Genomic DNA, 14,210 nt, shown 5'->3' on the forward strand with positions numbered 1-14,210 from the left:
ACACCCCATGCCGATGGAACAACCACAAGCCAGCAACCGGCGCGTTGCCGGCTCCACAACCTTGATGCGCACAGCGGCGGCCATCGCACTGTGCGCGGGAACCCTGCTGGGACTCGTTGCCTGCGGGGGTGGTGGAGGCGGCGGAGGCAGTGCTGCCTTGCCGATCGCATTGCTGCCTTCCGCCAGTCCAGCCAGTCCCGCCGGTCCGGCGTCGACTTCGGCGCCGGCCGCGAACTCGCTGAATTCGATGGCCCTCACGGTGTCCGGCGGAACGGACTCGAACGCGATCAATCTTCCGCAGGTCAGCGTGCAGATCTGCGCGCCGGGGACAAGCACCTGCCAGACGATCGACAACGTCCTGCTGGATACCGGCTCCACCGGCATACGGATCGCCTCCGCCGCGCTCGGCGCGTCGCTGCGGGCTGCGCTGCCGCAGGAAACGGTGAACGGCACGCCGCTGGACGCATGCCAGCAGTTCCTCGACGGCTACACATGGGGAACGATGCGCGTGGCCGATGTCACGCTGGGGCCGAAGTCGGCGGCATCGCAACCGCTGCAGATCGTGGGCGACCCGTCGGCGGGCACCGTGCCGGCCGCGTGCACGGACAACGGCACGCTCGATGCCGAGAACACGCCCGCCGAACTCGGCACGAACGGCGTGATCGGCGTGGCCTCCTTCCTGCAGGACTGCGGCGCCGCATGTGCACAGAGCGCCGTTTCGGCCACCTACTACGCCTGCCCCTCGGGCGGCCAGTGCCAGAGCACGGCGGTTCCCATCGCGATGCAAGCCCAGAACATCGTTGCCAATTTCGCGCAGGACAACAACGGGGTGGTGCTCAGCCTGCCCGCGATCTCCTCGGCCGGCCAGGGCGTCACGGTCGGAACGCTGTATTTCGGCGTCGGCACGCAAGCCAACAATGCGATGACCGGGGCGACGGTGCTGAAGACGGACCGGCGAACGCTGCGCGTCTCAGCAAGCTACAAGAACGCGAGCTTTCCCGACAGCTTTCTGGACAGCGGATCGAATTTTTTCTTCCTGAACGATTCGACGATCGCCCAGTGCTCGAAGGACGGCGCCCTGAAGGGCTTCTATTGCCCGGCAAACCCGTTGGCCCTGAGTGCCAGCTTTGCCACAGCCGCAGGCTCCGCTTCGGACCAGAGCTTTGCCGTCGCGAGTGCCCAATCGCTGTTCACGAACAATCCGGGCATGGTGGCCGTCGACAACATCGCCGTCGCGACGAACGCCACCAGTGCCATCGATTTCGGTCTTCCGTTCTTCTACGGCAAGCTGGTCGCCGTGCTCAACGAGGGGCAGTCCGCACTGGGCCAGCCAGGGCCGTTCACCGCGTTGGCGCCTCGCTGAGACGGCCCCTCTTCAGATCACGTTCTTCTCGAGCAGCGGCCTGTTCTCGAGGATGCGGGCGAAGGAGACCGGCGAGAGATCGAGGCTGCGGTATGCGCCGAAGCGGATCAGCTCCGCGATGCCGCGCCCCGCGGCCGGGCATTGCTGCAGCCCGTGGCCCGAGAAGCCGTTGGCGAAGAACAGGTTGTCGCAGTCCGGGTGCAGGCCGAGGATCGCGTTGTGGTCGAACACGTTCATCTCGTAGTAGCCGGCCCAGGCGCCGGTCATGCGGATGGCTTCGAAAGCCGGGATTCGCTCGGCGAGCGCGGGCCAGATGAGTTCGTCGAAGGCGCCGTACTCGACGTCGAGCGGCGCGTCGTCGTGGTCCTGGTCTTCGGGCGGCGCGAAGCCGCAGATGAACTGGCGGCCCTCGGGGCGCAGCCAGATGCCGGAGGTGTCGATGACCAGCGGGCAGCCGGGCAGCGTCTCGGGGCACGAGAAGCTGAACACGCTGCGGCGGCGGCCGCGCACCGGGAGGTCGATGCCGGCCCATTCGGCCACCTTCGCGGCCCACGCGCCGGCGGCGTTGACGACGATGTCGGCATCGAGCGTGTCGCCGTTGTCGAGCTGCACGCCGGTCACGGTGCGCCCGTTGTGATGCAGTCCCGTCGCATGCGCCTGCATGTACCGCGCGCCCTGCAAGGCGGCCTTCTTGCGAAAGGCCTGCAGCAGGCTGTAGCCGTCGTACCAGCCTTCGCCCGAAAGGCCCAGCGATGCGAGTTCGACGCCTTCCGTCGATATCCACGGAAAGCGCGCCTTCAATTCATCGGGCGTCATCAGCGCCACGTCCACCGCATGCGCCTTCTGCATCGCATGGTTCTCGCGCAGCACCTCGACGCCCGCCGGTGAGGCCAGGTAGAGGTAGCCCGGCTCGACGAGGCCGATGTCCGGCACATCGTCGCCAACGCGCAAGGTCTCGCCCAGGTGCCGGAAGAAATCGATGCCGTAGAGCGACATCTCGATGTTGATGGCGGTCGAGAACTGCTGCCGGATCGAACTTGCAGACAGTGCCGACGACGCCTGCTTGTACGAGAAGTCGCGCTCGACCACCGTGACTTCGAAGGGCTCGGCCTCCGGGTCTTTGGTCAAGAAATAGGCGATGGCCGAACCGATGGCCCCGCCGCCGATGATCACCACTCGACGCATGAATGCTTTCCTTGCTTCATCGTTGCTGTTGATGCGTGTACGCCAGTTGCGCCGCCGCGAGGTCCCACAGGGCATGGCCCACGGTCTTGATCAGCACCGGCTGGTCTTGCGTTGCAGGTTCCGCGTCCGCGAAGGCCTGCACGGTGGACCAGTCAATGCCCGCCTGAATCAGGTCACCGGCCTCGCTGCGCGCCCCCTCCAGCGTATCCACAAACACGGCGCAGCGGCGCACGAGTTCGGGCGGAACCTCGGCCATCTCGGCGCGATAGGCGCCAACGGCGATCACCGTTGCGTCCGGCCGCACCTTCGGCGGGATCACGGGCGTCGGGGAGTTGGTGGTGGCGACGATCACGTCAGCCGCTTCGCTGACCTGCGCGGGATCGGCGATCGCGCTGGCATCCACGCCGAGCGTTCGCATGTGCTGCGCTAGTTCTTCGGCATGGGCCTGCGTGCGCGCGTGAATCCAGAGGTGGCGCACGCCCGCAACCTCCGCGAACGCCTCGGCATGCGAACGCGCCTGCACGCCCGCACCGATCAGCAGCATGCGGCCGCCGACATGGCGCCCTGCCCTCGCAGCGCCGGCCAGCGACAGCGCCGCGGTGCGTCGGGCGGTCAGCACATTGCCATCCATCGCGAGCAGCCGGGTGCCGGTGGCCGCGTCCATCAGCGTGACTTCGCCCTGCACCACCGGTAATCCGAGTCCGGCATTGCCGGCATGCACCGTCACGGTCTTGAGCGCGACGAAGTGCGGGTCCGCCGCAGGCATCAGCAGCAGCACGCCGCCGCCCGCGAGCGGCACCGAGGTCCGGGTCGCGGCATGTGCCTCGCCCCGGCGTTCGCGCTCGAACATCTGCAGCAGCGCCTCGACCAGCGCGCCATAAGGCAGCGCCGCCGCCGTCTCCGCTGCATCAAGCGTCCGCATGCGTGCGTTCAGGAGCCGGCCACGCGGACGCGCTTGCCGTCCTTGTAGGTGAAGACGGTGAAGTCCGGCTTCTGCAGGTTGCCCTTGGCATCGAAGCTGATGGCACCGGTGACGCCATCGAACTTCACCTTGCGCATCGCCGGCAGGTAGGCCTCGGGCTCGACCGAGTTGGCCGTGCGCATGCCGGCGGCCAGCGCCATCATGGCGTCGTAGAGATACGGTGCGTAGGTCAGCACCTCGACGCCGAAGCGGGCCTTGTAGCGCTGTTCGAACTCGGCGCCCTTGGAGGTCTTTTCGATCTCCTTGCCGCCGCGCGTGCAGTACAGCAGGTCGTCGACCGCGCCGCCGCTGATCTTGGCGACCTCATTGGTGCAGAGGCCGTCGGTGCCCAACAGCTTGGCCGTGATGCCCAGCTGCTTCATCTGCCGAGCGATCAGGCCGCCCTGCGCATCCATGCCGCCGTAGAACACCACATCGGGCTGCTTGGCCTTGATGCTGGTGAGGATGGCCATGAAGTCGGTCGCCTTGTCGCTGCCGAACTCCTGCGCGACGATGGTGCCGCCCAGGCCCTTCACGCCGCGCGTGAACACCTCGGCCGCGCCCTGGCCGTAGGCGGTGCGGTCGTCGATCACCGCGATCTTCTTGGCCTTCAAATCCTTCACCGTGAAGTCGGCGATGGCCATGCCCACGTCGTCGTCGCTCGCCAGGATGCGAAAGACGTTGTTGTAGCCCTGCTTGGTGAAGGTCGGGTTGGTGGCGGTCGACACGTCGGGCAGGCCTGCACGGCTGTAGACGGCCGAGGCCGGAATGGCGGCGCCCGAGTTGAAGTGGCCCAGCATGCCCTTCACGCCCATGTCGGCCAGCTTGTTGGCCACCACCATGGCCTGCTTCGGGTCGGCCTGGTCGTCTTCGGACTGGAGCACGAACTTGATCTTCTTGCCGCCGATCACGAGGCCCTGCTTGTTCAGGTCTTCGACCGCCAGGCGCGCGCCGTTGTCGTTGTCCTTGCCCCAGTGGGCCGCGCCGCCGGTGAGCGGGCCGGCGTGGCCGATGGTGACGGTCTGCTCGGCCTGCGCGAGCGCGGCGGTGGGCAGTCCCAGGACGGAAGCCAGTGCAATGCCCAAGGCAGTAGACCGGGCAGTGCAGCGGGTGCGCAGAACAATCATCGGAAGTCTCCTCATATCGTTGGCAGGGGTCGGGACGCAGAATAGGGTCGCGGCGGCATGCGAAACAAACGCTAAATACTCACAACGTTGTGCAGCGCCGGAAGGAACGAGGCCCGGCACGGTAGGTGCATGAGGCATGCAGGACAGAAGAGACAACAGGCAACCGATGAGAAAAGACATTCCCAACCTCGGCGCGCTGCAGGCCTTCGAGGCCTCGGCGCGGCTGGGGAGCTTCACCCGCGCGGCGGTCGAACTGGCACTGACACAGAGCGCGGTCGGGCGGCAAGTGGCGATGCTGGAGCAACGGCTCGGCGTGCCCCTCTTCTCGCGTGTGCGCAGGCGCCTCACGCTCACCGACGTGGGGCGCGAGTACGCGGCGCGCATCCGCCACCACCTCGACCAGATCCGCCGCGACACGCTGGAAATCAGCGCCGGCCACGACATGGGCTTCGTGCTGGAGCTGGCCGTGGTGCCGACCTTCGCTACGCAGTGGCTGATTCCGCGGCTGCCCGATTTCAGCCGGCTGCATCCGAACATCACGGTGAACCTGTCGGCGCGCTCGCAGCCCTTCTCCTTCCAGGAAAACGCCTACGACGCGGCCATCTATTTCGGCGACCAGTTCTGGCCCAACACGCGCGGCGGGCTGATCTTTTCCGAGGGCGAGATGGTGCCGATCTGCAGTCCGGCCTTTCGCGATGCCAATGGGCCGTGGGACGAAGCGGGCTTCGAGCGCTGCCGCCATGTGCACCTGAGCACGCGCGCGCATGCGTGGCGCGACTGGTATGCGCAGCAGGGTTGGGACTACACGGTGCACGCCTCGCGCGGGCCGCGCTACGAGCTCTTCACGATGGTGGTGGCGGCGACCGCGGCTGGCATGGGCGTGGGCCTCGCGCCGCGCATCCTCATCGAGCACGAGTTGCGCACCGGCGAACTGGTGATCCCCGTGGACCGGCACCTCGATGTGCCGCAGGGCTATTACTTCGCGTACCCCGAAGGCCGTCCGGCCTCCGGGGCGCTCGAGCACTTCAAGCAGTGGGTGCTCGGACTAACACCTGCCTAGACCGGGTTCGGGTTGCGCTCCAGAAAGCCCTGCTGGTGCCAGTAGGGATACGTCCGCGTCACCGCGCTGGCCGCATCGAGTTCGGCGACCTGCGCGGGCGTGAGGTTCCAGCCCACGGCGCCGAGGTTCTGGCGCAGTTGCGTTTCGTCGCGCGCACCGACGACCACGCTCGACACCGTCGGCCGTTGCAGCAGCCAGTTGAGCGCGACCTGCGGCACCGTCTTGTCGATCTCTCCGGCGACTTTTTCCAGCGCATCGACCACGCGGTACAGCAGCTCGTCGGCCACCGGCGGGCCCATGTCGGCGGTCACATGCAGGCGGCTGTTGGCGGGCAGCGGCTGGCCGCGGCGGATCTTGCCCGTGAGGCGCCCCCAGCCCAGCGGGCTCCAGACCACGGCACCCACGCCCTGGTCCTGCGCGAGCGGCATCAGCTCCCACTCGTACTCACGGCCGATCAGCGAGTAGTAGGCCTGGTGCGCCACATAGCGCGCGTAGCCGTAGCGCTCCGACACCGCCAGCGACTTCATCAAATGCCAGCCCGAGAAGTTCGACGCGCCCACATAGCGCAGCTTGCCCGCGCGCACGAGGTCGTCGAGCGTGGACACGGTCTCTTCGACGGGCGTGCTCGCGTCGAAGCCATGCAGCTGGAAGAGATCGATGTAGTCGGTGCCCAGGCGCTTGAGCGCGCTGTCGACCGCCTGCACGAGGTGATGACGCGACGACCCCACCTCGTTCGCCCCGGGGCCGCTGCGGAAGGTGGCCTTGGTCGAGATGATGAGCTTGTCGCGCGGCCGGCCCTTGATGGCCTCGCCGAGCACCGATTCGGCGGCGCCGTCGGAGTAGATGTCGGCGCTGTCGAACATGTTGACGCCCGCATCGATGCAGATGTCGATGAGCTTGCGCGCCTCGGCCACGTCGGTGCTGCCCCAGGCGCTGAAGAACTCGCCCTTGCCGCCGAAAGTGCCGGTGCCAAAACTCAACACGGGGACCTTGAGGCCCGATTTGCCCAGATGACGGTATTCCAAAGTGCTGCTCCTTCGAAGAATGAAGCGGCGGGCCGACCGGCGCGCCGTTGGGCCATTGTTGGCCGGGGCGTTGAACCCCTTTGCGCGTCGGGCTTTGTCGAATTCGGCTAAGTAATATCGACCGATGCAAATTGCCATTGAAAACCCCGCCCAGCCCGACGTCATCCAGCTCATCGACGACCTCGATGCGTACCAGAAACCGCTGTATCCGCCGGAGGCCCACTACGGCATCGACATCGCGGCGCTGTCGGCCGCGAATGTGCTGTTCGCCGTTGCACGCGATGAAGCAAGCTCGGCGATCGGCTGCGCGGCCATCGTCATCGAGCCCGAATACGGCGAACTCAAGCGGATGTACGTGCGGACGGAGAACCGCGGACAAGGCATCGCCGGCAAGTTGCTGGCGTTTCTCGAAGACGAAGCGACGGCCAGGGGCTGCGCGATCTTCAGACTGGAGACGGGCGTGAGCCAGCCCGAGGCGCTGTCGTTCTATGCGCGTTCCGGCTACGCGCGACGCGAACGGTTCGGACGGTATCCGGACGATCCGCTGAGCGTGTTCATGCAGAAAGACGCCGGCCGACGCCGGTGACGCGCATCCCCGCAATTCGCTGCCGGGGAAATTCGACCATCCCCAGCGCTTTCAACGAATTGCAAATCGCTCGGGGCGAATTGTTAATTTCCCTCACCGCATATCGCACGATGCGGAAAAAGCTCTTGTTCGCAGACAAAAAAACATAAGCGCTGGCGCAGTATTTCATCAGCCTGTTCGGCAAATGGCGTATGGAACCAAAGGAAACCTTAAGTTTCAATGGAACCTGACAGAAACAGTCATCTGTTACCGCTTTTTTTCAATCAGGTTCGAAATACACATCGCACGCCAATGGAAACCATCCATCCCGAGGTCCGACGGCCGGAATTAAAGAAAATCGCCGCCGCATTTGTCGCAGGTATTTTTCTGACGCTCGCGCCCGGAGCGGCGATGGCGGCTCCTCCTGGTGCCATCGATTCGGAAATCGTCATCGGTCAATCGGTGCCATTGACGGGTGTAGATGCGCAAATCGGCGCCGAAATGCAGGCGGGAGCACAGGCTTATTTCGATCATGTCAATTCAAAGGGCGGAATTGGCGGGCGGAAAATAGTGCTCCAAACCTACGACGACGCTGGAATTCCCGCCAAGACGGGGGAAAACACGCAGCGGCTCATTGCGCAAGATCAGGTCATGGCTCTTTTCGGCTATGTCGGCACGAACAATGTCATGAGCGCAATGCCGGTTTTCACAAAGGCCCGCGTTCCTTTGATTGGTGCTCTGGCGGGGTCCGAAGCGATGCGCACGCCATTCAACAAATACATTTTCAATACGCGCGCCAGCTATTTCGCCGAAACAGAAAAGATGGTGGATCTGCTGGTCACGCTCGGCATGACGAAAATTGCACTCCTGTACCAGAACGACGACTATGGCAGCGCCGGGCTCGCCGGCGTGAATCGTGCCTTGAAACGGCACGGTATCTCGCTTGTCGCATTGGAAAAGGTGGAGCCCAATTCCGAGGAAATTTCGGGTGCTGCGGCAAGTATTTCCAAGACCACACCGCAGGCGGTCATCCTCGTCACCGGATACAACGCATCCGCTGCCTTTATTCAAAGAACAAAGGCGCTGGGCTCGCATCCACGCTTCGTGAATGTTTCATACGTCGGCGCCAAGGCTTTGTCCGAACGACTGGGCAGTGACGGAAAGGGCGTGATCGTCTCCCAGGTCGTCCCTTACCCCTGGGGCACGCGCTCGGCGCTGGTGCGCGAATACCAACAGATCTCCGCGCAGAGCAATCCGCGCAATGCAATTTCATTCACCAATTTCGAAGGATTTATCGCTGCCAAGGTTCTTGCACTGGGGTTGAGCCGCATATCGGGCACGCCCACCCGCGCAAATCTTATTGCCGCGCTGGAGACACTGGATCAATATGACCTGGGTGGATTTACCATCGACTACGGACCCACGGATCACAGCGGGTCTTCATTTTCTGAATTGACCATGATCTCCCAGGATGGCAAATTCATCCATTGATCGCGGTGTTTGACGCAATAAGGAAAATTCGATGCCCAATGCGAAAGTCATTTTTTTATGGTGCGCGCTGTTGCTCTGCGGCAGCAGGACATGGTCCGCTCCAACGCCCGCGCCCGATTTGCCTCCAATCAAGATAGGAATACTTCATTCCCTGTCGGGAACCATGGCCATCAGCGAAACCGTCCTCGCCGATATCGCCACAATGGCCATTGATGAAATCAACGCCGCCGGCGGAGTATTGGGACGGAAAATCGAGCCTGTGATCGTGGATCCCGCGTCGAATTGGCCCTTGTATGCAAAAAAGATGAAGGAGCTCCTTGTCCAGAACAAGGTGGCAGCGGTCTTCGGTTGCTGGACTTCGGTGTCTCGCAAACACGTACTGCCCGTTGTCGAGGAACTGAATGGATTGCTTTTTTATCCCGTTCAATACGAAGGCCAGGAACAATCGAACAATATTTTTTACACGGGTGCGGCCCCGAATCAGCAGGCCATTCCCGCGGTTGAATACCTCATGAGCGCGCAAGGCGGACAGGCCAGGCGCTTCTATCTTCTGGGCACCGATTACGTCTATCCGCGCACCACGAACAAGATATTGCGGTCTTTTCTTTTGTCCAGGGGAATTCCGGAGCAGGACATCGAGGAGGTCTACACCCCATTCGGCCATGGAGATTTCGGTGCGATCGTCCGCCAGATCAAGGATTTCTCAAAGAAAGGACGTGTGGCGGTGATCTCCACGATCAACGGAGACGCCAATGTTCCCTTCTACAAGGAACTCGCCGAGCAGGATGTCAAGGCCTCGGACATTCCGGTCATTGCCTTTTCCGTGGGCGAAGAAGAATTGCGCGGCATCGACCCCAGGCTCCTGGAGGGCCGGCTCTCGGCCTGGAATTACTTCATGTCCATCAAGGGCGAGCGAAACGAAGCGTTCATCCGGAAGTGGAAGGCCTATGTTCAGGCCCGGCATCTGCAGCCGCTCAATGCCCGCGTGGTCACCACCGACCCGATGGAGGCGACCTACGTGGGGGTGTACATGTGGAAGCAGGCCGTCGAGAAGGCAGGCACCACGGACGTCAACGCCGTGCGGGCGGCCATGGCGGGGCAGGAGTTCCAGGCGCCCTCGGGGTTCACGCTGAAGATGGATGCGGTCAACCATCACCTGCACAAGCCTGTTTTCATCGGCTCGGTGCGCAGGGACGGCCAGTTCGACATCCTCTGGCGAACGCAAGGGCCGATTCCGGCCCAGCCCTTCAGCCCCTATCTGGCGAAGAGCAGGAAGTAGCGCCGAGGACGCGCCGGCCCGCAGCCCCCCGCGTCCGCTGCCTACTTGAAGATCCGCACGATCGCGTCCTCGAATGCAAGAACGTCGGCGCCGACATGGGTCGCATCGAACGCCGTGTCGAGGAGTTGCAGCCCCGCATAGCCTCGAGCCGCCATTCGGCGGTACATCGCCATCACGGCCGGCTCATTGCCCCCGCTGACGCAGTGCGCGAGGATCAAGGTGACGGGAAGTGGCCTACCCGCCAGCGCGTCGAACATCTTCTTTTCAAGGTCGTAGTTCTGGGTCTCCTGCTGCCAGAAGGCGGCCTCGATGGAAATGAAGTACGAGAAGACCAGGTTGTCCGGCGCCTCCAGGAACAGCGCCGTGGCCGCGAGGTTGCCGCTGGTCGACAGGCCCGTGAGCATCCGCTTCTTCGGGTCCGCGCGGTACTTTGATTCGACATACGGGATCAGCTCCTTCGCGAGGAAGGTGTGATAAGCATTGGCGCCCGGAAAGTTGTAGTCCTCCTGCCTGCGCGCGCTGTTCCCGATGCCGATGAGGATGGCCTTCGTCCCGCGCTTGACCAGGATGTTCTTCAGATTCGTGAATCGCGTATCGGGCAGGCCGTTGGTGGCGTCGCCGTCGAGCGCATAGATGGTGGGCACCGCATCGCTGCTGCTGTCGTAGGCGGTGGGGATGAAGATCTCGATCGAATAGCGCACGCCGTTGGCGGTCGATTGGAAGGTGTCCGTCACCACGCGGCCGCTGGTCGACGGCCCCGGTTGGATGGGAACACCGCCGGTCGGCGGGAGTATCGGCAGACCGCCGCCTCCTCCACCCCCGCCTCCGCATGCGGACACGCCCGCAAGGATCACGCAGTACCCATCGCCGCGAGCGCGCGGCGAAGCCATTCAAGTCTCATGTTTGTTCCTCGTTCCCCCGGTGCAAGTCGCACCGGGAGAGATAGTCGCCGCAGCCCGCGACGGGGTCAACGCCGTCGGGCGGTCGTTTGCGAAACCTATTTCAGGACCCGTGCCACCGCATCCTCGAACGCCGGAATATCCGTCTGCGTGTGCGAAGTCGAGGAAAAGAGGGTCGAGATCAGCGCCAGGCCCGGGTAGTGACGGTCGCTGAGCTTCTGGTACAGATCGCTCACCGGAACCGCATTGCAGTCGGAGCCGCTGTTGCATCGTGCAAGCAGCAGGGTCACCGGAAACTGCTCGCCGGCCGATGCGTCGAACATCTTCTGCTCGAGGGCGTCCAGGTCGGGTTTCTGGTATCCGAAGGAGCCCTCGAAGGACAGGAAGTACGAAAAGGTCAGCTTGTCCGGCGCTTCCAGCAAGAACGCGATGCCCGTCATCAAGCCGCCGAGCGACAGGCCAGTGAGCATGCGTTTCTTCGCATCGGCGCGGTACTTCGCTTCGATGAATGGCACCAGCTCGAGCGTCAGGAAGTCGTGGTACGCGTTGACGCCGGGCAGCACGTAGTCGGTGCCACGCCGATCAGTTCCGCCGATGCCGACAAGGATCGCCTTCGCACCTCGCTTCTCCAGGATGGCCTTGAAGTTCTCGAAACGGTTGCCGGGCGGATTGAAGTTCGCGTCGCCGTCCGTTGCGTAGATGACGGGGTACGCCGCTGTGTCGGCGTCGTACGAGGCCGGAATGAAGACGTTGAGCGAATAGGTCGCACCGGTCTTTGCGGACTTGATGCTGTCGGACGCCACGCGCCCCGTCGCCGAGGGTGGCGGATTGGCCGACGGGCCCACGGGCAGTATCGGCAAGGCCGCCCCGCCGCCGCCTCCGCCTCCACCACCGCCTCTCCCGCAGGCGGACAACGCGACCAGCAACGCACAACCGCACACGCACGCCAGCGCGCGCAAGACTCCTCCAGCCCTCATAGCGAATCCTCTTTGTTTTTTGAACGGTGCAATGCGCACCGCGGCGGATCGTCGCTGGCGATCCGGTCAGGAGTCAATGACGCAACCGGCCGCGCGCCGCTGCGCGCGATCGCGTCGCGCCACGAGAAGCCGCCACCTCGGGGAAACACCTAGAAGCCGCACCCGCGGAGAGCTTTGGTGCGTGCCCCCAGAGGGGAAACCGCGCATCCACCGCTTTTCCAAACCCCTTCGCCGCTGGCCCGTTAATTGCGAACTCGGTCAAAAATGACAGAAAATTTTCCGTCCTGACTTATATTTGTAAACCAGTTTTCAAAAACCGCACACTTTCGGGCTCCTCCGCACCTTCATGAGCACCCCTGTCGACACCCCAGGCACCACCGTGGCCCAGCGCATTGCGCAGGCCTTGCCGCGGCTGACGCGTTCGCACCGGCAGGTGGCCGACTACGTGCTCGAACACCCGCTGCAAGTGGCCACGCTGCCCATCGACGAGCTCGCAACCGCCGCGGGCGTCTCCGTCGCCACGGCCAACCGGTTTGCCCGCGCGCTGGACTTCGACGGCTACGCCACCTTCCGCGCCGAACTCGTGCGCGGCTTCGAGTCGCTGGTGGCGCCGGTGGAACGGCTGCGCGGCAACCTCGAGCACCCGAGCACGGTGGCCGAGGTGTTCGCGACCGCGCTCGACGAGAGCCGCCGCAACATCGAAGCCACGCGCCAGACGCTGGACTACGCCGCCTGCGAAGCCGCGGTGGAGCGCATCGGCAAGGCGCGTTCGATCTACATCGCGGGCTTCGGCGCGAGCGGCTGGCTCGCGGGCCTGCTGCAGCACGGGCTGGACAGCAGCTGCCGCGATGTGCGCCTGCTGCCGGGCGTGAGCGGCGTCACGCATGCGGCCCGCGCGCTGACGCACGCGGGTCCGAAGGACGTGTTCATCGGCCTCACCTTTCCGCGCTACCTGACCGACACCGTGATGCTCACGCAGATCGCACGCGAACAAGGCTGCGGCGTGATCGCACTCACCGACCGGCCGACCTCGCCGATAGCGCCGCTGGCCGATGTGGCGCTCTATTGCCAGACCGAAACCAACTACCGCCCGAACTGCGAGACCAGCGTGCTCGCGCTGGTCGAGGCGCTGACCAGCGCCGTGGCGCTGCAGGTGCCCGATGCGGTGCAGTCGGCCCGCCGCACGCTGCAGGTGCTGCGGCCCTGGCTGCACGGCGCGAACGGGCTGCCGCGCATCGACGGCATCGCCGCGCGCACCGCCGGCACATCCGACGCCGCCGCCCTGAACGGCACGGCCAAGAAAAAGAAGAAAGCTTCCCGATGAAGAACACCACGCCCGTCATCGCCATCCACGGCGGTGCCGGCACCATCAGCGCCGCCACGACCAGCACCGCGCAGGCGCAGGCGTACCACGACGCGCTGCAGAACATCGTGCGGGCCGCGCAAGCCGCGCTCCTCAAGGGCGCCTCCGCGCTCGACGCCACCTGCCTCGCGGTCGAACTGCTCGAAGAGTGCCCGCTCTTCAACGCCGGCTACGGCGCGGTCTTCACGCATGACGAAACCCACGAGCTCGACGCCGCCGTGATGGACGGCGCCACGCTCGCTGCCGGCGCCATCGCCGGCGTCTGGCACGTCCGCCGCCCGGTGCGCGCCGCGCGCGCGGTGCTCGAAGACGGCGCCCACGTGCTTCTCGCCGGCACCGGCGCCGAAGCCTTCGCGCGCGATCACGGGCTCGAAATGGTCGAGCCCTTTTTCTTCTCGACCGAGGCACGCCGCCAGCAGCTCTACCGGGTGCGCGACACCGGCCGCGTGGTCACCGACCACGAAGGCGCCGCCATGACGCCGCCGCTCGATGAAGACAAGAAGTTCGGTACCGTCGGCGCGGTCGCGCTCGACATGCACGGCCACCTCGCCGCCGCCACCTCGACGGGCGGCATGACCAACAAGCGCGTCGGCCGCATCGGCGATTCGCCGTTGATCGGCTCCGGCACCTATGCCGACGACCGCACGGCCGCCATCTCCTGCACCGGCAGCGGCGAAATGTTCATCCGCGTCGCGGCCGCCCACGACATCTGCGCGCGCATGGCCTACGGCGGCGCGACGCTGGCAGCCGCCACGCACGCCGTGGTGCGCCAATCGCTGCCCGCCATCGGCGGCACCGGCGGGCTGATCGCCGTCGACCGCCACGGCAACCTGAGCCTCGCCTTCAACACCGAAGGCATGTACCGCGGCCACGCGCGCGGCGACGAAGCCCCCGTCACCGCCATCTTTGCCTGAC

13 protein-coding genes are annotated in these 14,210 nt (G+C 64.9%); 7 read left to right on the forward strand and 6 right to left on the reverse strand.

What is annotated here, in order from left to right; genetic code table 11:
* Nucleotides 1-13 precede the first annotated feature (13 nt).
* Complete coding sequence (locus NU688_RS08980) at nucleotides 14-1,363, forward strand: DUF3443 domain-containing protein (RefSeq protein ID WP_257860188.1); 1,350 nt, start codon at nucleotides 14-16, stop codon at nucleotides 1,361-1,363.
* 12 nt (nucleotides 1,364-1,375) lie between these two features.
* On the opposite strand, the gene NU688_RS08985 is transcribed toward NU688_RS08980, so the two are convergent.
* Genes NU688_RS08985 through NU688_RS08995 form a run of 3 tightly spaced genes read right to left on the reverse strand, consistent with a single transcriptional unit; the run spans nucleotide 1,376 to nucleotide 4,636 of the window.
* Nucleotides 1,376-2,548: an FAD-binding oxidoreductase gene (locus NU688_RS08985; RefSeq protein ID WP_257860189.1), complete on the reverse strand. Its 1,173-nt coding sequence runs from the start codon at nucleotides 2,546-2,548 to the stop codon at nucleotides 1,376-1,378.
* A 16-nt stretch (nucleotides 2,549-2,564) separates the two neighbouring features.
* The gene (locus NU688_RS08990; RefSeq protein WP_257860190.1) at nucleotides 2,565-3,470 is read right to left on the reverse strand and encodes a delta(1)-pyrroline-2-carboxylate reductase family protein; all 906 of its coding nucleotides are present in this window, start codon (nucleotides 3,468-3,470) and stop codon (nucleotides 2,565-2,567) included.
* An 8-nt stretch (nucleotides 3,471-3,478) separates the two neighbouring features.
* Nucleotides 3,479-4,636, reverse strand: coding sequence for a branched-chain amino acid ABC transporter substrate-binding protein (locus tag NU688_RS08995; RefSeq protein WP_257860191.1), 1,158 nt, complete (start codon nucleotides 4,634-4,636; stop codon nucleotides 3,479-3,481).
* 166 nt (nucleotides 4,637-4,802) lie between these two features.
* Between NU688_RS08995 and NU688_RS09000 the strand changes: the two genes are divergently transcribed.
* On the forward strand, nucleotides 4,803-5,696 hold the full coding sequence (locus NU688_RS09000; protein WP_257860192.1) for a LysR substrate-binding domain-containing protein: 894 nt from the start codon (nucleotides 4,803-4,805) through the stop codon (nucleotides 5,694-5,696).
* On the opposite strand, the gene NU688_RS09005 is transcribed toward NU688_RS09000, so the two are convergent.
* Nucleotides 5,693-6,721, reverse strand: coding sequence for an aldo/keto reductase (locus NU688_RS09005; protein WP_257860194.1), 1,029 nt, complete (start codon nucleotides 6,719-6,721; stop codon nucleotides 5,693-5,695). The two genes, NU688_RS09000 and NU688_RS09005, sit on opposite strands and share 4 nt — an antisense overlap.
* A gap of 124 nt (nucleotides 6,722-6,845) precedes the next feature.
* Here NU688_RS09005 and NU688_RS09010 point away from each other — a divergent pair, with 124 nt between their 5' ends.
* From NU688_RS09010 to urtA, 3 genes are all read left to right on the forward strand, one after another.
* Nucleotides 6,846-7,307: a GNAT family N-acetyltransferase gene (locus tag NU688_RS09010; RefSeq protein ID WP_257860195.1), complete on the forward strand. Its 462-nt coding sequence runs from the start codon at nucleotides 6,846-6,848 to the stop codon at nucleotides 7,305-7,307.
* 291 nt (nucleotides 7,308-7,598) lie between these two features.
* Entirely contained in the window at nucleotides 7,599-8,777 is a 1,179-nt protein-coding gene (locus tag NU688_RS09015; RefSeq protein WP_257860196.1) for an ABC transporter substrate-binding protein, read from the forward strand.
* Nucleotides 8,778-8,808: 31 nt separating this feature from the next.
* Nucleotides 8,809-10,056 carry an urea ABC transporter substrate-binding protein gene (gene urtA, locus NU688_RS09020; protein ID WP_257860197.1) on the forward strand — a complete coding sequence of 416 codons (1,248 nt, stop codon included), beginning with the start codon at nucleotides 8,809-8,811 and terminating at the stop codon, nucleotides 10,054-10,056.
* Nucleotides 10,057-10,097: 41 nt separating this feature from the next.
* Here the strand turns inward: urtA and NU688_RS09025 are convergent, their stop codons facing one another.
* Entirely contained in the window at nucleotides 10,098-10,946 is an 849-nt protein-coding gene (locus NU688_RS09025) for an alpha/beta hydrolase (protein WP_257860198.1), read from the reverse strand.
* Between the two features lie 107 nt (nucleotides 10,947-11,053).
* The gene (locus NU688_RS09030; protein WP_257860199.1) at nucleotides 11,054-11,815 is read right to left on the reverse strand and encodes an alpha/beta hydrolase; all 762 of its coding nucleotides are present in this window, start codon (nucleotides 11,813-11,815) and stop codon (nucleotides 11,054-11,056) included.
* Between the two features lie 463 nt (nucleotides 11,816-12,278).
* Between NU688_RS09030 and NU688_RS09035 the strand changes: the two genes are divergently transcribed.
* A complete protein-coding gene (locus NU688_RS09035; protein WP_257860200.1) occupies nucleotides 12,279-13,256 on the forward strand; it encodes a MurR/RpiR family transcriptional regulator in 978 nt (325 codons plus the stop codon).
* On the forward strand, nucleotides 13,253-14,209 hold the full coding sequence (locus tag NU688_RS09040) for an isoaspartyl peptidase/L-asparaginase family protein (protein ID WP_257860201.1): 957 nt from the start codon (nucleotides 13,253-13,255) through the stop codon (nucleotides 14,207-14,209). The genes NU688_RS09035 and NU688_RS09040 overlap by 4 nt, the downstream gene beginning before the upstream one ends.
* Nucleotide 14,210 lies beyond the last annotated feature (1 nt).

It is taken from the genome of Variovorax sp. ZS18.2.2, assembly GCF_024701975.1.
In the GTDB taxonomy this organism is placed as follows: domain Bacteria; phylum Pseudomonadota; class Gammaproteobacteria; order Burkholderiales; family Burkholderiaceae_C; genus Variovorax.

Excerpts from the sequence above, each read along its gene's own strand:
- NU688_RS08995 (WP_257860191.1), bottom strand. The coding sequence starts at position 4,636 with ATGATTGTTCTGCGCACCCGCTGCACTGCCCGGTCTACTGCCTTGGGC.
- NU688_RS09015 (WP_257860196.1), top strand. The coding sequence starts at position 7,599 with ATGGAAACCATCCATCCCGAGGTCCGACGGCCGGAATTAAAGAAAATC.
- NU688_RS08985 (WP_257860189.1), bottom strand. The coding sequence starts at position 2,548 with ATGCGTCGAGTGGTGATCATCGGCGGCGGGGCCATCGGTTCGGCCATC.
- urtA (WP_257860197.1), top strand. The coding sequence starts at position 8,809 with ATGCCCAATGCGAAAGTCATTTTTTTATGGTGCGCGCTGTTGCTCTGC.
- NU688_RS09035 (WP_257860200.1), top strand. The coding sequence starts at position 12,279 with ATGAGCACCCCTGTCGACACCCCAGGCACCACCGTGGCCCAGCGCATT.
- NU688_RS09010 (WP_257860195.1), top strand. The coding sequence starts at position 6,846 with ATGCAAATTGCCATTGAAAACCCCGCCCAGCCCGACGTCATCCAGCTC.
- NU688_RS09040 (WP_257860201.1), top strand. The coding sequence starts at position 13,253 with ATGAAGAACACCACGCCCGTCATCGCCATCCACGGCGGTGCCGGCACC.
- NU688_RS09025 (WP_257860198.1), bottom strand. The coding sequence starts at position 10,946 with ATGGCTTCGCCGCGCGCTCGCGGCGATGGGTACTGCGTGATCCTTGCG.
- NU688_RS08980 (WP_257860188.1), top strand. The coding sequence starts at position 14 with ATGGAACAACCACAAGCCAGCAACCGGCGCGTTGCCGGCTCCACAACC.
- NU688_RS09000 (WP_257860192.1), top strand. The coding sequence starts at position 4,803 with ATGAGAAAAGACATTCCCAACCTCGGCGCGCTGCAGGCCTTCGAGGCC.
- NU688_RS08990 (WP_257860190.1), bottom strand. The coding sequence starts at position 3,470 with ATGCGGACGCTTGATGCAGCGGAGACGGCGGCGGCGCTGCCTTATGGC.